16 protein-coding genes, 1 tRNA gene and 1 pseudogene are annotated in these 18,061 nt (G+C 52.8%); 13 read left to right on the forward strand and 5 right to left on the reverse strand.

The genetic code is table 11. The features are described 5' to 3' along the window. Window positions 1-940: 940 nt before the first annotated feature. The 8 genes and pseudogenes from ABMV07_RS06270 (at window position 941) to ppc (ending at window position 8,730) form a co-directional block, all read left to right on the forward strand. Window positions 941-1,570, forward strand: coding sequence for a hypothetical protein (locus ABMV07_RS06270; RefSeq protein WP_374064973.1), 630 nt, complete (start codon window positions 941-943; stop codon window positions 1,568-1,570). A gap of 292 nt (window positions 1,571-1,862) precedes the next feature. Next, complete coding sequence (locus ABMV07_RS06275; protein WP_197692253.1) at window positions 1,863-2,399, forward strand: hypothetical protein; 537 nt, start codon at window positions 1,863-1,865, stop codon at window positions 2,397-2,399. Next, window positions 2,396-3,085 (forward strand): IS30 family transposase, encoded by a 690-nt coding sequence (locus tag ABMV07_RS13995; RefSeq protein WP_409338640.1) that lies wholly within the window; start codon window positions 2,396-2,398, stop codon window positions 3,083-3,085. The genes ABMV07_RS06275 and ABMV07_RS13995 overlap by 4 nt, the downstream gene beginning before the upstream one ends. 140 nt (window positions 3,086-3,225) lie before the next feature. Next, complete coding sequence (locus ABMV07_RS14000; RefSeq protein WP_234915046.1) at window positions 3,226-3,486, forward strand: hypothetical protein; 261 nt, start codon at window positions 3,226-3,228, stop codon at window positions 3,484-3,486. Window positions 3,487-4,031: 545 nt separating this feature from the next. After that, window positions 4,032-5,079, forward strand: a pseudogene (locus tag ABMV07_RS06285) (hypothetical protein); the annotation flags it as partial. A 203-nt stretch (window positions 5,080-5,282) separates the two neighbouring features. Then, window positions 5,283-5,447 (forward strand): hypothetical protein, encoded by a 165-nt coding sequence (locus tag ABMV07_RS06290; protein WP_162096463.1) that lies wholly within the window; start codon window positions 5,283-5,285, stop codon window positions 5,445-5,447. 327 nt (window positions 5,448-5,774) lie between these two features. Beyond that, window positions 5,775-5,847, forward strand: a tRNA-Glu gene (locus ABMV07_RS06295). 129 nt (window positions 5,848-5,976) lie between these two features. After that, window positions 5,977-8,730 carry a phosphoenolpyruvate carboxylase gene (ppc, locus tag ABMV07_RS06300; protein WP_197690200.1) on the forward strand — a complete coding sequence of 918 codons (2,754 nt, stop codon included), beginning with the start codon at window positions 5,977-5,979 and terminating at the stop codon, window positions 8,728-8,730. 9 nt (window positions 8,731-8,739) lie between these two features. On the opposite strand, the gene ABMV07_RS06305 is transcribed toward ppc, so the two are convergent. Both ABMV07_RS06305 and bioB read right to left on the reverse strand, forming a co-directional pair. Then, on the reverse strand, window positions 8,740-9,129 hold the full coding sequence (locus ABMV07_RS06305; RefSeq protein ID WP_088266768.1) for a zinc ribbon domain-containing protein YjdM: 390 nt from the start codon (window positions 9,127-9,129) through the stop codon (window positions 8,740-8,742). A gap of 43 nt (window positions 9,130-9,172) precedes the next feature. Then, window positions 9,173-10,165, reverse strand: coding sequence for a biotin synthase BioB (gene bioB / locus ABMV07_RS06310; protein ID WP_088266771.1), 993 nt, complete (start codon window positions 10,163-10,165; stop codon window positions 9,173-9,175). 80 nt (window positions 10,166-10,245) lie between these two features. Here bioB and ABMV07_RS06315 point away from each other — a divergent pair, with 80 nt between their 5' ends. Beyond that, window positions 10,246-10,803 carry an HD domain-containing protein gene (locus ABMV07_RS06315; protein WP_197690201.1) on the forward strand — a complete coding sequence of 186 codons (558 nt, stop codon included), beginning with the start codon at window positions 10,246-10,248 and terminating at the stop codon, window positions 10,801-10,803. Window positions 10,804-10,813: 10 nt separating this feature from the next. Here ABMV07_RS06315 and ABMV07_RS06320 read toward each other — a convergent pair whose 3' ends face one another. Further along, window positions 10,814-11,539 carry an IclR family transcriptional regulator gene (locus ABMV07_RS06320; RefSeq protein WP_088266766.1) on the reverse strand — a complete coding sequence of 242 codons (726 nt, stop codon included), beginning with the start codon at window positions 11,537-11,539 and terminating at the stop codon, window positions 10,814-10,816. An 89-nt stretch (window positions 11,540-11,628) separates the two neighbouring features. On the opposite strand from ABMV07_RS06320, the gene leuC reads away from it, so the two are divergent. Together leuC and leuD are read left to right on the forward strand one after the other, a co-directional pair. Continuing rightward, complete coding sequence (leuC, locus tag ABMV07_RS06325) at window positions 11,629-13,071, forward strand: 3-isopropylmalate dehydratase large subunit (protein ID WP_197690202.1); 1,443 nt, start codon at window positions 11,629-11,631, stop codon at window positions 13,069-13,071. A 12-nt stretch (window positions 13,072-13,083) separates the two neighbouring features. After that, window positions 13,084-13,674 carry a 3-isopropylmalate dehydratase small subunit gene (gene leuD, locus ABMV07_RS06330; protein WP_197690203.1) on the forward strand — a complete coding sequence of 197 codons (591 nt, stop codon included), beginning with the start codon at window positions 13,084-13,086 and terminating at the stop codon, window positions 13,672-13,674. A gap of 79 nt (window positions 13,675-13,753) precedes the next feature. Here the strand turns inward: leuD and ABMV07_RS06335 are convergent, their stop codons facing one another. Beyond that, a complete protein-coding gene (locus ABMV07_RS06335; protein ID WP_088266763.1) occupies window positions 13,754-14,764 on the reverse strand; it encodes an NUDIX hydrolase in 1,011 nt (336 codons plus the stop codon). Window positions 14,765-14,955: 191 nt separating this feature from the next. Here ABMV07_RS06335 and ABMV07_RS06340 point away from each other — a divergent pair, with 191 nt between their 5' ends. Together ABMV07_RS06340 and ABMV07_RS06345 are read left to right on the forward strand one after the other, a co-directional pair. Beyond that, a complete protein-coding gene (locus tag ABMV07_RS06340; RefSeq protein WP_197690204.1) occupies window positions 14,956-15,951 on the forward strand; it encodes an NAD(P)H-dependent glycerol-3-phosphate dehydrogenase in 996 nt (331 codons plus the stop codon). 22 nt (window positions 15,952-15,973) lie between these two features. Beyond that, entirely contained in the window at window positions 15,974-17,071 is a 1,098-nt protein-coding gene (locus ABMV07_RS06345; RefSeq protein WP_196977954.1) for a D-alanine--D-alanine ligase family protein, read from the forward strand. Window positions 17,072-17,077: 6 nt separating this feature from the next. Here ABMV07_RS06345 and ABMV07_RS06350 read toward each other — a convergent pair whose 3' ends face one another. Next, entirely contained in the window at window positions 17,078-18,016 is a 939-nt protein-coding gene (locus ABMV07_RS06350) for a DUF3515 domain-containing protein (RefSeq protein ID WP_088266760.1), read from the reverse strand. Window positions 18,017-18,061 lie beyond the last annotated feature (45 nt).

Here is an 18,061-nt window from a genome sequence, read left to right on the forward strand (position 1 = left end):
GAGCTACATCCCAGCGATGAAATAGCCGTTATTCCGCTCTATTATGACTATGGTAAGGATATACCCGTTAAAGTTGTTGTTAAGTCTGCTGATAATGGTGATGGTCAGGCTCCGGGAGGTGGCGCTGGCGATAACCCATCAAAGCCGCCGGCTCTAGGTGGTGGTGCTGGAGAGGGCAGCTCTAACTTCGGCAATATCTTTGGGGTAATTGCTGGTCTTTGTGGTTTGGCTGCCTTGGTGGCAGGAGTTGCTAAAATCTTCAACCAGAACTCAGGTCTCTCCCAACTCTTGCAGCCACTTCGAAACTTCTTGGCTCAGTTCAACATCAAGTTCTAACTCCAGCCGAATCAGCAGATTGGCGCGGATTTTATGCCCTGACTGCGCTCCAAGTGGCAGCTAAACCGGAGCTCTCCCTGTGGATGCGTTCCGGTTCCTTTTGGTTTATAAAGGTTGGGGAAGCGGACTCTGGTTATTAAGTCATAGTCTCGTGCTACGTGAAGGGCTTGGTGAACCACGATGGCGATGCCACCCACGCTTCGATTGATTTAGCGCGGGTTGTAGGGACTCAAATGGTCGGTGATTGCCCAGTTAAACAGGTCTATCACCAGTAGTCGTCGCCCTGCACTAAAGTTGTTCCTTCGAGTGATCTCGATCACTTTCTCGGTTTGAAGTTATAGAATGGGGAACCAATATGGTTTATTAATCTTACGTTTAAAAACGTAAATGGCACGATAAGGATCGTGTTATCCCCCTTTCTGCGGAGTCCGCCCACGCTTTCAATTTCTTGAAAGTACGTCGGTGCGTATTAGATCCGTAGCTTGTCGTACTCCTTGAAAGGTTAGTATGAAACTTAATAAACGTGTTATCGCTTCTGCAGCTTTGTCTGTGTCTCTCGCCACTTCCGCTGTTGCTCCCCCCCCCCGTCGCATGGGCTGATGGGATGCATGTAAAATGCCCACAGAAGTTTCGCGTTGGAAGCGATTTTGACGGTGACGTAAACGCCAAGGTAAAGAAACATTTGCAGCGCGATTGCGAATTTCCCGCGGATCAGATCTCTAGGCTCAGCATTCGAGACGAAGAATTCGGCGAAACTACGGGAGCCGGGACTGGTGGCGACCAGCAGTCTGACCCTCGTCTGAAAGTGAATGATGTCAAAGCAAGAGATAAGGCGGTCACCGGCTTAGTCTTTTTGCTTCCAGGAGAAATGAAGACGGTTCAGGCTTTTTTCCCGAACGGACTAGGGCCAACTCAAAACCTACAATTTGATCAATCGTCTGCCAAAAGCGACGATACTTCTAGGGGTAAATTTGTCCCCTTTACAATCGGCGTTCCTAAAGGGCTTGAGTTACATCCCGGCGATAAAATAGCCGTTACTCTGCTCAATGGTAAATCCAAATCCGTTATAGTTGTTGTTAAGCCTGCTGATAATGGTCAGGCTCCGGGAGGTGGCGCTGGCGATAACTCACCAAAGCCGCCGGCTCCGGGTGGAAAGCCAGGTAAGCCATCGGTTCCAGGCGCTGACGGTAACCCCCGTACTGGAGGAGGTAGCTTGAGCTCTGGTAGTTCCTAGGCGTAATTGCTGGTCTTGGTGGTGTAGTTGCATTGGTGATGGGTGTTGTTAAATTCTTCAACCAGAATTCAGATGTCGCTCGCTTCTTGCAGCCACTCCGTAACTTCTTTTCACTGTTCAAGTTCTAATCTCGTCTGTATTAGCGGATTGATGGAGACTTGATGCCCTGTCTGTGCTTTAGATGGGGACTGAGCCGGAGCTCTCTTTGTTGAGGGTTCCGGTTTTCTTTTTGTTTAATCGGCTTCTTGGGTTCAGACCGTCGTTGCACCACTTCTAGTACGGAGGTGTTGTTATGGCGCAGCGTCCGCAGGGCACTTTTGTGTCGTTATCGGAGTCGGATAAGAAGCAGTTGCGGCGGTTAATTGCCGGTGGCTTGAATCTGCGCGCAGCGGTGCAAGAGGTTGGGTGTAATTACCAGCATGCGTATTTCTTTGCCCATTGTGAGCAGTTGATTCCATATAGTCCGCGTGGTCATGATACTCAGGCTCTTGCGGCGGGCATCGAACTGGTGAGTAAGGGTGTGCGTGTGCATACCGCGGCGCGTCAGGTTGGTGTCTTTGATCCAGTGTTGCGCCGTCAGGCGTGCAAGCTAGGTTTGTGTGTGCCGGTCAGTCAGCAGCAGCGGCGGATTAATGCCACCGAGCAACGCGTTATTTTCCTGCGTCTGCGGCTAGCGAGCTTGTCGACTCGTGATGCTGCTGTAGCTTGTGGTATCAGTTTCCGTAAGGCGTGGGATTTTGACAAAGGGGGGTGGTCCCATCAGCACAGACTCGCAGTCAGGTATTTGTCCCTTCTGGTCCGGCTGCCGGTGTGTATAACAAGCTCATGAAACGTTTACACAAGCTGAATATGCGCCCAGCCGAAGCGATGCAACCGTTACCGAAACTAGCTTCTGGTGTCGATCCGTATAAGAAGATTAATAAGCGATATCTCGACCATGACGAGCGCATTCATATTGCTGACTGGCGACGCGAAGGGGTCTCGATCCGCGAGATTGCCCGTCGGCTTGGGCGCTGCCATTCCACGATTAGTAGAAAGCTGCGTCGAAACCATAGTCCACAGGGCCCGTATCATGCTGGAGCTGCACAAATTCGAGCTGTAGCGCGCAGAGCTCGGCCACAAATTGGGAAATTGCTTGCTAACCCTAGACTGCGTGACTGGGTTATCGACAAGCTACGGGCACAATGGTCACCAGAAGAAATCCAAGGCCGAATCCGGCTTGACTTTCCTGATGATGAGGACATGCGTGTGAGTGCCGAAACAATCTATGAAGCTTTCTATCTTGAGCCAAAAGGCCGACTTAAAGACCTAGGACTCTCACTGCCCAGTGGGCGTACTCAACGCCGTACGCGCACTAGCGTGCGCGAGCAGTCACCCCGCAAACGCTTTGTTGATGAGTTCTGTTCCATTGACCAGCGCCTAGCAGAAGCTAATGACCGGGCTGTACCCGGCCACTGGGAAGGGGGGATCTCATTTTGGGCAAAGAAAACAAGTCAGCCGTTATCACACTGGTAGAACGCACAACACGGTTTACCGTTCTAGGTCATCTACCTGGGCGTCATGATGCCCAGTCGGTTCTCGACTCGCTTAAAGACACCGTCCAAAGCCTAGATTAGTCGATGTGGTCTTCGATCACCTGGGACCAAGGAAGCGAAATGGCAGGACATAAAGCTTTCACAATGGCCACGGATATTCCAATCTATCTGGCCCATCCTGGTTCCCCTTGGGAACGCGGCAGCAACGAAAACAATAACGGACGGCTACGCCGCAACCTGCCCAAAAGCTCAGATCTATCAGTCCACAGCAAACAAGACCTTGAGATAATCGCCGATATCCACAACCACAAACCACGAAAAAATACTCGGATGGAAAACCCCAGCCGAAGCCATGGCCGAAACCCTTCGGCAAGCAGGTAGCATTACCTAGAAACCAAAACCAATGGTGCAACGACACCTAGAATCCGCCCTTAAGTCGCAGTGGACTTTGCTTGTTTAGTTTTAGCCTCGTAGTGGCTGAAGTGATCGGTGATCGTTCCTGTTTGTCAGAGTGCGACATCAGGAATCGTTATCCTGCTCCAAAAGAGTTCTATTGAGTGATCTCACACACTTTTCCGGATATGAACTTTTGGGTTGAAAACCAATGTGGTTTACGTAATCTTACGTTTAAAAACGTAAATGGCACGATAAGGATCGTGTTATCCCCCTTTCTGCGGAGTCCGCCCACGCTTTCAATTTCTTGAAAGTACGTCGTGGCGTATAGGGCCCGTGGCTTGTCGTACCCCTTGGAGGGGTCGTATGAAACTTAATAAACGTGTTCTCGCTTCTGCAGCCGTCTCTGCATCTCGTGGCTACCGCTGTTGCTCCAGTTGCCCTCGACGCCTTTTAGTAAAGTCTTTAAGCCCCATGGATTTCATGATGCGTGCGACCTTCTTGTGATTGATTGGGGGAATGCCCGAATCGGTCCAGACGCCCAATTCGTGATCGCAGGCTTTTCCCAAGGCGCGGACATCGCAGGTGATATGGCTGAGCGTATTTCCCGTGGCAAGACTAACCCTGTGCTTACTCCGGAACGAGTTCTTGGCGTTTATCTTTTGGCAGACCTAGGATGCTCGGATCTGCCCATGAACCCCACGCAAGGGCAGACAACGACGGGCAAGAGTGGCCCGTTGACCGAAAACGGTGCCGTGCTGATTGAAACAAACCTCGGTCTTCCTAGTGCAGGTTCTGTAGGCATTGTAGGGCCACGTGCCGCTGGGGCGTTTGGTAACCTTCCCGGAAAAGTCCGCTCAATCTGTAGTAGTGGTGATCCCGCCTGCGCAGTCCACCCTAAAGGTCTGCTGGCATCCGTGGGGAAGTGGGCAAACGATCAAAACGATTTTGAATACGTACCTGTGGAATCAGTACGCACGATGATGTTCAATGACTCATTCTTCATTTCGCTTGTACCGCACATGAACAAGATCCTAGGTGACCTGTATGCTTCGGATCCGGTTGCGCTCAAACAACACTTTGACGACGTCTCCATGCACCCGCGTCTTACACAGCCTGAACGTAATACTCTTCATCTCGTAGGTGCAGAAATTGCTGGACTTATGGGGCACCTTAAGAAGGGGTGTGATCAGGTAGCAGTTGGCTCTAGCGATACTGGGCTGAGTAGTGGCGGACCGCGCGATTGGCTTATTGCCTTGGAAAAATCGTTCAGCAGCAAACTGGACTTGTGGAACTTCAGCTCGCTGTTGGGTTGATGATCGTTCACCTGAGCTACACCGGTGATAGCCGTAAAGTCAGCACCGTAGGTGCGCAGCGAGCCGATGACTGGATTGATAGCGATATGACGCAGCTCATTAGTGGATATCTAAACACCCCTTCAGTACGTGCACCCTACGTCACTCTTGGCGAACGCCATACCTTCACCCAAAAATGGGCTGGCCGATTTGGTGGGTTGTGAGCTCAATTTGGGGTCAGCGTAATCACGCCGCTCGTGGAGTATGGGAGTTCTTCGGACTCTAACCTGCGAGCAATGTCAAGGAGAGTTATGTCTCAACAAAAATACTGTTTTAACAGGCATAACCCTCCTATAATGAGGTCTTGTCAGGGTGATCGGATCGCTCAAACAAACCCCGCTATCTAACGGGAAACACTCATTATCATCTGAGCTAACCGGCACTGTGACGCTTGTCAGCGTTTTGTCGATCAAGTGAAAAGGAGGTTGTGTGGCAGGAATCGAACAACCAGAACATCACGGTTACCGTGTAGGTGAGTCTTCCGCCGGCACTGCCATGATTCGGGATTCCAAGCGCCAGGGATGCGCGAACCCGAAGCTAAAGAACAACATCTTCTCGGTAACTTCTCACAGTTGCGCAGGAATGCTGAACTAAATAGTGAGCCCGTCACCCGCGTACCCACAGGTATGAAGCGGACGAAGCAGTGAGATGCTGGCTTACGAGACTTCCGCTCAGAGACGCGAACTCACCCGCAGTCATAGTGACGCATTCCTTGCAGTACACGACGTTGATGTACGCGATAGAGAGGAGACCTTTATCGGACACGGAGAAGTAACGGCGTAAATATTGTGCCCCACGGTAAACGTGGGGCCTGATCCTTATCTGACCTGTGGATTTGGTGATTTATAGGAACTCAATCTACTATTTCCTTACACCGCTTCGCACGATGTGTTTACATTATGTGAAACATCGAACGAACATGCCCCGTTCGTCTAGCGGCCTAGGACGTCGGCCTCTCACGCCGGTAACACGGGTTCAAATCCCGTACGGGGTACAAACAAAGCAGCCAACGAAAGTTGGCTGCTTTTCTTTTTGTCTCTTTACCCTCTGATCCCAACTCTAACCTGCATGGGGGATATGCCAACCAATATGCCGAGCATATTTGGTGATCTGCGCTACATTGATGGGCACACTTTGTATCCATCACTTTAGTGGGAAGGCTGAGTTCGTGACTGTTGCCACTTCTGATCGTGTCCGTGAAGATATTCGATTGCTGGGACGCGTACTAGGACGAGTTATTGCTCAGCAAGAGGGCGAAGAGGTCTATGAGCTGGTAGAAGCTACTAGGCGCATGGCGTTTGATGTTGCTCATGGGGATGCTGATCCTGAAGCCTTAATGGTGATCTTTAGGGATCTTGATATCACTAAGACCAACCTTGTTGCTCGTGCTTTTAGTTATTTTGCGTTGTTGGCTAATTTGGCTGAGGATCTTGATGATGAATCCGTAGAGGCGGATGTTTCATTGCGTAAAACTTTTGCCAAGCTCAAGCGGGAGGGGGTATCTGCAGCTGATGCTGCAAGTGTGATTCGTAGTGCGGAGGTTGCACCGGTGCTTACGGCGCATCCTACGGAGACGCGTCGGCGTACGGTGTTTGATACTCAGAACCGGATCAAGCAGTTGCTCAAGGATGCCCATCATGGTGGGGATATGCGTGCTATTGAGCGGGAAATGTATCTGCGGATGACGCTTTTGTGGCAAACCGCGTTGATTCGTATTGCTCGCCCAACGCTGGAGGATGAGATCGATGTAGGGTTGCGCTATTACAAGAAGTCGCTGCTGGAGCAGGTTCCTGCGTTGAATCGTTCGATCTGGCATTCCATGAGAGAGACGTTTGGGCTGCAGTTGCCAGATATTGCGGTGATGCGTCCTGGTTCGTGGATTGGTGGCGATCACGATGGTAATCCGTATGTTAATGCTCGTACCTTGACGTATGCGACGCGTCAGGCTGCAAAGACGGTGGTGCGTTATTACGTAGAGCAGTTGGGTGAACTGGAACGTGAGCTATCGCTGTCTGATCGTTATTCTTCGTGTTCCAAGGAGCTACTTGCGTTGGCCGAGGCTTCGGGTAACAACTGGGAATCGCGTGTAGATGAGCCGTATCGTCGTGCAGTCTATGGGATGCGCGCTCGTATGAAGTCCAACGTGGACGCTTTGGAGCGTCCGGAGAAAACAGCGGGGAAGAAGTCGTCGAAACGCGTTCCTTATGCAAACCCTGAGGAGTTCCTGCGCGATCTTGATGTGATTGATCGATCGTTGCGTGCTCATAACGATGATGTGATCGCTGATGATAGGCTAGCGCGTATCCGCTCGGCTGTAACCACTTTTGGGTTCCATTTGTACACTCTCGATATTCGTCAGAATTCTGAGTCTTTTGAGGCTGTGATCGAGGAAGTATTCGCGGCGGCGTGTCGTGTACCCGGCGGTAAGCGTTATTCGGATCTTGCAGAAGCAGAAAAGGTTGAGCTGCTGATCCAGGAGCTGCAGACTCCGCGTCCGTTGTTGTTCCCCAGCGCGCTTGAGGCCGAGGGGGCATTTAGCGCCGATACTACTAAGGAACTGGGGATTTTCTTAGCGGCTGCGCAGGCGGTGCGGGATTTTGGATCGCGGTCAATTGCACATTGCATTATTTCGATGACGGCTACAGTGTCCGACATTTTGGAGCCTATGGTGCTTCTAAAGGAAGTCGGATTGCGTGATGTTGATGTGGTTCCGCTTTTTGAGACTATCGACGATCTTCGCTGCGGTGCTGCTATTTTGCGGGAGTTGTGGTCGCATCCGTTTTATCGTGAGCATCTTCGTGCCCGTGGGGATATCCAAGAGGTGATGTTGGGGTATTCCGATTCCAACAAGGATGGCGGGTATTTGCAAGCTAACTGGGCGTTGTATGACGCTGAGTTGGGCTTGGTGGAGTTGTGTCGTGAGCACAATATTGAGTTGCGCTTGGCTCATGGTCGTGGTGGCGCTGTGGGCCGTGGTGGTGGACCTACTTACGATGCGATTTTGGCGCAGCCGAAGGGTGCGGTGTCGGGTTCTGTTCGTATTACGGAGCAGGGTGAGGTGATTTCTGCGAAGTATGGTGCGCCTGAGACGGCGCGTCGTCACTTGGAGGCGTTTGTTTCGGGAGCGTTGGAGGCGTCGCTTTTAGATACTGAGCCGATCGCAGATCCGGATCGTGCGTATGCGATTATGCGTGAGCTTGCTGGCTTTAGTGGTCAGAGGTATCAGGAGTTAGTGGCAGATCCTGGGTTTATTGAGTACTTCACGCAGTCGACTCCGCTGCATGAGATTGGTGAGCTTAATCTGGGGTCGCGGCCTGCTGCGCGTAAGCAAACGACGGCTATTTCAGATCTTCGTGCTATTCCGTGGGTGTTGTCGTGGTCGCAGTCGCGGACCAATATTCCTGGCTGGTTTGGTGTTGGTAGCGCGGTGAGTCGTTTTGTGTCGGCGGTGCCGGAGAAGGACCGAGAGTCGCGCTGGCAGGAGCTGCGTGATTTGTATGCAACGTGGCCATTTTTCCGCTCGGTGATGTCGAATATGGCTCAGGTTATGGCTAAGGCAGAGATCTCGCTGGCGAGGTTGTATGCCGATTTGGTGGATGATGCTGAGGTTGCTGACCGGATTTATGCGTTGATTGCGGAGGAGTTTGAGCTTACGCGTCGTGCGTACTTGGCTATTACTGGTAATGAGGCGCTGGTGTCGGAAAACCAGCGCCAAGCCCGTTCGCTCAAGCGGCGTTACCCGTATTTGCTGCCGCTTAACGCCATTCAGCTGGAGTTGCTGCGGCGTTATCGTGGTGGCGATGATCAATTCTTGGTGTCTAAGACTATTCAGGTCACCATGAATGGTTTGGCCACTGCGTTGCGTAATGCGGGGTAGGAAGAGGATCTATACGATCTTTTTCACCACTGCTGGTTTGAGGATCATCTGGCCGAAGCCGTCGATTTTGCATTCGATGTTGTGATCCTCAAGGCCGGTGCCTACTTCCGGTTTGAGGCGGATGTTGCGGGCCTTCATGCCGGATTTAAGTGGCTGTTGGGCACCTTTGACCTTGATGGTTTTGGTGATGGAGATGGTGTCGCCGTCACTTAGAACGTTTCCTACGGAATCGACAATCACCGTGGAGGTTTCTTCTGAGTCAGCTGCGGTAGCGTCGGTAGAAAACTCGTGGGCGCATTCAGGGCATACGATCAGCGGTGGCATCTCGTAGGTGTATTCAGATTCGCACTCTGGGCACGGTGGCAAGGTGTCTAGACCTTGGGCTTGGGTATCAGTCACGAGGAAACATCCTAAAACATCATCGTGTCAAAGTTGCTATTTCTTAGCTGTGAGAGTGATCCAAAGTGACGGTGTATCCGAGATCTTGGACTAGTGCCATGTCGCTGGCGATGGTGGTGCCGGTAGTGGTGAGCATGTCGCCGCTGATGGCGGAGTTTGCGCCGGATTGGAAGCAGGCCTTGCCGTCGTCGCCAAGTAGTTCGCGGCCGCCGGCAAGCCTAATTGCTGCCTGGGGGAGAATGAACCGGAAGATGGCTACGAAGCGTTGTACTTCTTCGGGGCTTAATTGTTCGGTTCCAGCGAGCGGAGTGCCTTCGATGGCCACGAGTACGTTGACGGGGAATGAGTTGACCCCGAGCTCACGGGCGGATAATGCCATGTCGATGCGGTCTTCCATGGATTCGCCAAGCCCTAGGATTCCGCCGGAGCATAGGCTCATGCCTTCGTCGCGTGCTGCTTGCAACGTGGCGATCTTATCGTCAAAGGTGTGTGAGGTGCAGATGCTTGGGAAGTATGCGCGGGAGGTTTCAAGGTTACAGTGCACGCGAGAAATACCGGCATCGTGGAGAGCTTGGAAGTCTTCGGCGCTTAGTAAACCTGCGGAGATACATACTTCGATGCCGACTTCTTGTTTGATTCGGCGTACGCCCTCGCAAATGTGGCGGACCTCGTCGCGGCGTAGCTTGCGGCCGGAGGTGACGATGGAAAATCGAATTACGCCTTTGTCTTTGTTTTCTTGTGCTTGTCGTACGAGTTCGTCTGTGGTGATTAGCGGGTAGGAGTCCACGCTGATGGTGGGGTACCTGATGCTTTGGGCACAGAAGGTGCAGTTTTCTGGGCAGCGACCAGATTTGGCGTTGATGATGCTGCACATGTCGAATCCGTCGCCACACATCTGGGCACGGATGCGGTCGGCTGCTGCGCTGAGTTCGTCGAGGGGTGCGTCGATAAGCGAGAGAGCCTCGTCTCGCGTGATGGCGGTGCCGGCAAGTACTGATGCTTCGAGATCCTGAACCGTGTTCAATGTGGCAGTCATAGCCTCCATTGAACACCTTTCAATCGCGTAGATCAGCTGAAACGACTGTGGTGTTCGACGCGTTAGCTTAGGATGAGCTCATGTTGAGTTCGCGACTAGCCAAAGCAATATCAATCGCAGCATATGCTCACCGCAACCAGAAGCGCAAAGCTACGGACATCCCATATATATGTCATCCATACTCGGTGATGTTGATTGTCCAAAGCTGGACGCGTGATGAGGACGTGTTCATCGCGGCATTGCTTCACGACGTCCTTGAAGACGCGGCGGAGGAATATTCCGAGCATGACATGCTCAACGATTTTGGCCCCCGAGTGATGTCCATTGTGAAAGAGGTGACTAAAGATTCGAGCTTGCCCACGTGGCAAGAGCGTGCAGATTCCTACTTGGCCCATCTGGAAACCGCAAGCCATGAGGCACTCATTGTGTGTTTAGCGGATAAAACCCACAACCTGATGTCCATTGTGGCGGACTATGAGGCTGTGGGTGATGCTTTGTGGGCGCGGTTTAATGCCGGAAAAGATCGCCAACTGTGGTGGTATTCCAGCGTGGAGGCTGTACTTGAGCGCCGGCTTGGCAAAGAATTTCCAGGGGTGGCGGAGTTTGCGCGTTTGCTGAGCACGTTTGCTAAGGCGTAATGAGTAATGCCTAGAGCGACTGCGATAGATGTGCCGCAGCTTCGGTTAGTTGCTGTGACCATAGTGCGGAAGGTGATGGGCGCAGCCGCTCGGTAGGGCCGGAAACGGACAGGACGGCGATGAAAAGACCTTCGCTGTCGAAAACGGGGGCAGAAATGCTAGCGAGCCCAACTTCGCGTTCACTGATTGATTCAGACCAGCCGCGGTCGCGAGCTTCTTCAAGGTCTTCGGGGGTAAATTGTGCTCCCGATGTCAGCATGGCATCACGCAATGTGGGGGAGGAGTAGGCAAGAAAGACCTTCGCTGCGGATCCTGCGGTCAGTGGTAGTCGTGTGCCAACGGGGACGGTGTTTTGTAGTCCGATGGTCGGCTCTTGGGCGGCAATACATACGCGAGTTGCGCCTGCGAGCTGGTACAACTGGACGGATTCGCCCGTTTCGTTCATGAGGCTAGCCATGATTGGGGTGGCTACGTCGATAAGCTTGGTGGAGCTACCTGCCCCGAGCGAGCTCAAGACTGCGCCGATGGTCCATTTGCCATCGGAGGTACGCGTCAAGATGTTATGGGTTTCAAGTGCTGTGGCAAGTCTGTGTGCTGTGGCTCTGGGGAGATGGGTCACGTCGCACAGTTTGGTCAGTGATAGTGGACGTTCCGCGACTGCGAGCATGATGGAGACAGCGCGGTCGAGAACCTTAATACCGCTTGTTGCAGCAGGATCTATGTTAATCTTTCCCATGAGATGAATATTAGCATTCCATTGCGCGGGATTCACCTGTGGGTCGTTTAATGTAGTGGAAAATTTATGTAGAAGAGGTGATTCGATTCATGACCAGCCCCATGACATCGAAGGATTCAAAACTCACGCTCGCTGAAAAAGTCTGGCGTGACCACGTTGTTTCTCAAGGAGAAGGCGACCAACCAGATCTTATCTTCATTGACCTCCAATTACTGCATGAAGTCACCTCGCCTCAGGCTTTCGACGGCCTGCGCATGGCCGGACGCACACTGCGCCACCCAGAACTGCATCTGGCGACCGAAGACCACAACGTTCCCACCGAGGGAATCCACAATGGCTCCCTCCTAGAAATCAACGAACTTGTCTCACGCACCCAGGTAGAAACCCTGCGGAAAAACTGCGAAGAATTTGGAGTTCGCCTCCACGCCATGGGCGATAAAAAACAAGGCATCGTCCACCAAGTAGGCCCACAATTAGGCGCCACCCAGCCAGGAATGACCATCGTGTGCGGCGACTCACACACCTCTACACACGGAGCCTTCGGCGCAATGGCCTTTGGTATCGGAACCTCCGAAGTAGAACATGTGATGGCGACCCAAACGCTGTCGCTAAAACCATTTAAAACCATGTCTATTAACGTCACCGGCGAGCTGCAACCAGGGGTTACTGCCAAAGATCTCATTTTGGCGATCATCGCCACCATCGGCACCGGTGGTGGACAAGGTCACGTGATCGAATACCGTGGTGAAGCCATCGAAAAACTGTCCATGGAAGCACGCATGACAGTCTGCAACATGTCCATCGAAGCAGGAGCTCGCGCCGGTATGATCGCCCCAGACGAGACCACATTCGACTACATCAAAGGCCGCGAAATGGCACCCACCGGCCAAGACTGGGACGATGCCGTAGCTTACTGGAAGACTCTGCCCACCGACGAAGGCGCGGAATTCGACACCGAAATCACTATCGACGGTTCCGCGATCACACCATTTATCACATGGGGAACAAACCCAGGCCAAGGCCTACCACTGTCAAGCGTGGTGCCCTCACCAGAGGACTTCCCAGGCGACAACGAAAAAGCTACAGCTGAAAAAGCACTCGCCTACATGGGGCTGACCCCAGGAACCCCACTGCGCGACATCACAATCGACACAGTCTTCCTTGGATCCTGTACCAACGCCCGCATGGACGACCTTCGCATTGCGGCCGACATCCTGCGCGGACGTACCATCGCCGACTCCGTACGCATGATGGTTGTCCCATCCTCAATCATGATTAAAGAACAAGCCGAGGCAGAAGGACTCGACAAGATCTTTATCGAAGCCGGCGCACAATGGCGTACCGCAGGATGCTCCATGTGTCTAGGAATGAACCCCGATCAACTCACCCCAGGCGAACGCTGCGCATCCACCTCAAACCGCAACTTTGAAGGCCGCCAAGGCCCAGGAGGACGCACCCACCTGGTATCACCTGCAGTCGCCGCCGCAACCGCAATCAAGGGAACCCTAGCAAGCCCCGCCGATCTGGATTAAGGAGAAACAACAATGGAAAAATTCACCACCCACACCGGCGTCGGTGTACCACTGACCCGCTCCAATGTCGACACCGACCAGATCATCCCAGCCGTCTACCTCAAACGCGTCACCCGCACTGGATTTGAAGACGGACTCTTTAACAACTGGCGCACCAACGACCCCAACTTCGTACTCAACAACGACGCCTACCGCAACGGATCCGTCCTCGTTGCCGGACCAGACTTTGGCACCGGATCATCGCGCGAACACGCAGTATGGGCACTCAAAGACTACGGATTCGCCGTCGTCCTCTCATCACGATTCGCCGACATCTTCCGCGGAAACGCCGGAAAAGCGGGATTACTAGCAGCCCAAATGGAACAAATCGACATCGAGCTGCTGTGGAAACAACTCGAACAAACACCCGGCGCGCAGGTCACCGTAAGCCTTGAAGAACGCACCGTTACCTGTGACGGAAACGTCTACCCATTCTTTGTCGACGACTACACACGGTGGCGGCTCATAGAAGGCCTTGACGACGTAGGACTCACCCTGCGCAAAGAAGCTGACATCGAAGCCTTTGAAGCACGCCGACCATCCTTCAAGCCCGTAACGCAATAGCTTCTCAGCAGCACAAGGAAAAGGAGCCTTTTAGAGCGAACAACTCTAATAAGGCCCCACAGCTTTGCCAGGAAAGCGATTACTTCACACCCAACGGGCTGACCAAATAATCCGCCCCCGTCAATTCACCTTCATGGAAAGACAGCACCCACGCGCTAGCCTTCTTCGCCTCAATGGTTTCTAGCGGTAATCGGCCTTGGGCAGACAACCATGCAATGGCGTCAGGAATGAAAAGACCTTGGCTTACCACCACATGGGTTCCAGGAGTAGAAATCAGCTCCTCACAGGCTTTCTGAGCAACTGTCATCCGCGATAGCCACGCCTGGTCATCAAAACGATCATCCACTACAACTTCTAAGCCCGTAAGTTCAGACAAGGGGGCGGCGGTTTGCTGACACCGCGCCGGGGTGGCGGAATGGATACTTGTCGGACCATAAGCTGCGAGCATGGGAGCGAGTAGGTCTGCTTGGCGCTGGCCCTTTTTCTCCAATGGTCGGATGCTGTCATTGCCTGCCCAGTTGCGACGTTGATGTGCTTTGGCATGGCGCACGAAAATCACTCGGGTAGTGGTAGGCAACGTAAGACGTTTATAGGCTTTATCTAGCACCAGGCGGTCCACGTCGTAGCTGAGAATCTCTCGAGCCTCGGTGTAGGGGAGCCAGCGTAGTTCGTCTACTTCGTTATTTTCTTCGAAGGCTTCTTCGTGGACTTGGGCGGTCCAGTAGTACACCACTTTGGTGCGTTCGCCAACGGGGTAGGACACTTTCCCGAGAAGTTTTCCCAAGTGAACGTGGTAGCCGGTTTCTTCGCGAATCTCGCGTTCGGCAGTCACGGGCAATGATTCACCTGGATCAACTTTGCCTTTGGCAAGGGACCAATCGTCGTAGTGAGGGCGGTGGATTACAGCAAACTCGACTGCAGGTTGATCGGAAAGTGCATCATTGTGGCGCCATAGAACAGCCCCCGCTGCAAGGGTTGGCTTGGAAAATTCCTTTGTAGGATGAGCCGAAATTGTTTGATAACGGCCAGTAATGTCGAACGCTGATTGTTGGTCTTTGTCTACTTCGTGGAGCTTATTAGAAGACGTCATGGGTGGGGCGACCTTTCTCGCAGTGCATGCGGTTTTCAACAATCTTAAGCCTTGTCAATGCGATGTGCGTCAACGCCACCACCTAGAAACGGTTGTATAGCAATAGCTTTATCCGTTGTTGATGATCGGAAACAGATATAGTCGAATGAGTCAGAGTTGAGAAGCTATCCGTACGACGTGGGAGGCAAGTGATGAAGATCGGTGTGATGGGGGCCGGTTCGTGGGGAACTACCTTGGCTAAAGTCTTTTCTGACGCGGGCTGTGAGGTTACTTTGTGGGCGCGTCGTGAAGAAGTCGCCGAGGAAATCAACACCGAGCACACCAATTCCACTTATCTTCGAGGCATTGCACTGCCGCCTCAACTACGTGCTACAACTCAGCCACAGCAGGCGCTGTGCGATGCGGACGTAGTCGTCCTTGCTGTTCCTAGCCAAACGTTGCGTGGAAATCTTGCCGAATGGCGCGAAGCTATCCCCCATGATGCCTTACTGCTAAGTTTGGCAAAAGGTATTGAAAAAGAGACTTTTTTGCGCATGAGTGAAGTAATTGCTGAGGTGACTGGTGCGCAGCTAGATCGTGTGGCAGTTCTATCGGGGCCAAACTTGGCACGTGAAATTGCGGAGGAACAACCAGCGGCCACCGTTATTGCGTGCACAAATGAGAAAAACGCCCAGCGCATCCAGCATGCGGTGGCTGCCCCTTATTTCCGTCCGTATACCAACACAGATGTTATCGGTTGTGAGATCGGTGGTGCCTGCAAAAATGTCATCGCGTTGGCTTGCGGCATGGCCTCCGGTCGGGGACTTGGCGAGAACACATTAGCTACATTGATGACTCGTGGTTTGGCCGAGATTTCCCGATTGGGTGTGGCGATGGGGGCAGATCCGCGAACTCTATCAGGTTTAGCTGGGTTGGGAGACTTGGTAGCTACATGTTCATCACCATTGTCGCGTAACCGCACATTTGGTGCCCGTTTGGGCGAAGGCAAGACTCTGGACGAGGCACGTGCAGCTACAAACGGTCAAGTAGCTGAAGGAGTTATATCCTCGCAATCTATTGCGCGGCTAGCAGATTCTCTGGGGGTTGATATGCCCATTACCCGTGCGGTATTTGGAGTATGTCATCGTGACCAAAATGTTGCCGACATGGTGGCAGCATTGATGGGGCGTACCAAGAAATCTGAGTAGCTACAGGGTAGAATTTCCGTCTGTGAGCCAAAATCTTTCAGCACAGAACTCTTCAGAAACTCCTCGTATTAAAGTTGCCATCATCTACGGTGGTCGTAGCTCAGAACACTCCGTGTCGTGTGTGTCTGCCGGCGCTATCATGGCGCACCTTGATCCGCAGCGCTACGAGGTGTTCCCAGTAGGAATTACGCATGACGGTGTGTGGACTGTAGGAGAATCAGATCCTAGCCGGCTTAAGACTGTCGACCGCGTGATGCCTGAGGTTCAGTTCACAAGGGAAGTATCGCTGTCGGTCAACCCAACTACCGCTGGCGAACTACGCTTCGAGGACGGATCGCTTTATGCCAAAGTCGATGTAGTCTTCCCAGTCTTGCATGGTCGCTTTGGTGAAGACGGTACGATCCAAGGCCTTTTTGAGCTATCTGGAGTGCCTTATGTTGGAACTGGTGTGTTGAGCTCCGCCTGCGGAATGGACAAGGAATTTACTAAGAAACTCATGGCGGCTGAGGGGCTGCCAGTTGGCAAGGAAGTTATCCTTCGCGGCTCGGAAACTTTGACTGAAGAACATAAGCGCGAGCTTGGTCTGCCAGTGTTTGTAAAACCTGCCCGTGGTGGATCATCTATTGGTATTTCTCGTGTAGCTGATTGGAGCGAATGGGACGCGGCGTTAAGTCTTGCGCGCGAGCACGATTCTAAGGTTATCGTCGAAGCCGAAATTGTGGGTGTAGAGGTCGAATGCGGCGTGCTTGAGCGTATCGACGGTTCCCTGATGGCGTCTGTTCCCGCCCAGCTGCAAGATACCGATGAAGGTGACGAAGGTTTCTATGGTTTTGATACCAAGTACCTCGACGATGTGGTCACCGCTCACATTCCAGCGCCCTTCGACGCGGAAACTATTGCGTTGATTCAAGAGCTGTCGCTGAAGGCTTTCACAGCTTTAAGTTGCCGTGGTTTGGCACGCGTGGACTTCTTTGTCACCGATCATGGACTTGTGCTCAATGAGATCAATACCATGCCAGGGTTTACCCCTATTTCGATGTACCCCCAGGTATTCGAGGCAACAGATATCGGTTATACGCAGCTGCTCGATAACTTGATCGAGCAGGCCTTGCACAAATAATTTGCGTTAGCGAATCGACTCCAACGCCTCAGTAATCGCTACGAGCGCGGCGTTACCGGCCTCATGAGGCAGGTTCACCGCGACCGTAGCTTTTTGGTCTAATGCATAGTGCGTCGATGCCGTCGTACCGTTACGCAACGTGGTGTCTTCAAACCACGGAACCGAATTGATCTGATTGAGGCGTTCACCAGCTTTATAAGATTCTGGGAACTCAACACCACAGCGCAATACAACTGGTTCGAAACCAGCCGCAGTCCACACGGCACTACCATCAGGAAGCGAAACAGTGGTGTTCTTTCGGTATGTAATGTCTTTACCAAAGCTATCCGGAACCGACTTCAGCAATGCACGACACGTCGCAGAGTGATCCTCACCAGCATGAACCTGAAGATTCGTCAGCGGAATAGGGTGCGGCTTCGTTTCCTTGTTCTCTAATACAGATACTGCGCCCTCAAGCTCCTCCAAAGGTGTCTCGTGCTCTCCGAGAGCCTCGGCATCTGCAGTTACTGCAACAATAGGGAAGCGGTTGACTGAATACCACGTGCGTAATGTCGAGCCCGGCGTGGCATCACCCACCTCCATCCACTCGGCGTTGGCGACGTCGATACGCTCAGATAATGCGGTGAATTGCAACGGTGCGTCCACTCCACAGCGAATCGTAACGCGCCGAGTGGAATCAGACTGCCACGCAGCAGCCCCAGCCGGCGCAGGATCAGCAATCTGGGCACGCTTATGGCCTAAAACATGCTCGGGGAGCGCCTCCAAAAAATCATGGCACTGCGCAGAATCCCCCAACGGAGATCCCACATCCGACATCGCCACCGGCTGATGCGCAGCCTTGTCGTACACAAGCTTGGCACCGGCCAAAACACCGACAACTAACACAATGGATAACACCAAAGCTATAACGATCGGACCGCGGCGAAAAGAATCATCTGAGTGCATAAGCACATAGTAGATCAGATAGAGAACCTGCCAAGAAGTGGCCTA

Origin of the sequence: Corynebacterium belfantii, assembly GCF_041898185.1 — a bacterium.
Lineage (GTDB): Bacteria > Actinomycetota > Actinomycetes > Mycobacteriales > Mycobacteriaceae > Corynebacterium > Corynebacterium belfantii.

Excerpts from the sequence above, each read along its gene's own strand:
- ABMV07_RS06340 (WP_197690204.1), top strand. The coding sequence starts at position 14,956 with ATGAAGATCGGTGTGATGGGGGCCGGTTCGTGGGGAACTACCTTGGCT.
- leuD (WP_197690203.1), top strand. The coding sequence starts at position 13,084 with ATGGAAAAATTCACCACCCACACCGGCGTCGGTGTACCACTGACCCGC.
- ABMV07_RS06335 (WP_088266763.1), bottom strand. The coding sequence starts at position 14,764 with ATGACGTCTTCTAATAAGCTCCACGAAGTAGACAAAGACCAACAATCA.
- ABMV07_RS06320 (WP_088266766.1), bottom strand. The coding sequence starts at position 11,539 with ATGGGAAAGATTAACATAGATCCTGCTGCAACAAGCGGTATTAAGGTT.
- ABMV07_RS06270 (WP_374064973.1), top strand. The coding sequence starts at position 941 with ATGCATGTAAAATGCCCACAGAAGTTTCGCGTTGGAAGCGATTTTGAC.
- bioB (WP_088266771.1), bottom strand. The coding sequence starts at position 10,165 with ATGACTGCCACATTGAACACGGTTCAGGATCTCGAAGCATCAGTACTT.
- ABMV07_RS06275 (WP_197692253.1), top strand. The coding sequence starts at position 1,863 with ATGGCGCAGCGTCCGCAGGGCACTTTTGTGTCGTTATCGGAGTCGGAT.
- ABMV07_RS14000 (WP_234915046.1), top strand. The coding sequence starts at position 3,226 with ATGGCAGGACATAAAGCTTTCACAATGGCCACGGATATTCCAATCTAT.
- ABMV07_RS06350 (WP_088266760.1), bottom strand. The coding sequence starts at position 18,016 with ATGCACTCAGATGATTCTTTTCGCCGCGGTCCGATCGTTATAGCTTTG.
- ABMV07_RS06315 (WP_197690201.1), top strand. The coding sequence starts at position 10,246 with ATGTTGAGTTCGCGACTAGCCAAAGCAATATCAATCGCAGCATATGCT.
- ppc (WP_197690200.1), top strand. The coding sequence starts at position 5,977 with ATGGGCACACTTTGTATCCATCACTTTAGTGGGAAGGCTGAGTTCGTG.
- leuC (WP_197690202.1), top strand. The coding sequence starts at position 11,629 with ATGACCAGCCCCATGACATCGAAGGATTCAAAACTCACGCTCGCTGAA.
- ABMV07_RS13995 (WP_409338640.1), top strand. The coding sequence starts at position 2,396 with ATGAAACGTTTACACAAGCTGAATATGCGCCCAGCCGAAGCGATGCAA.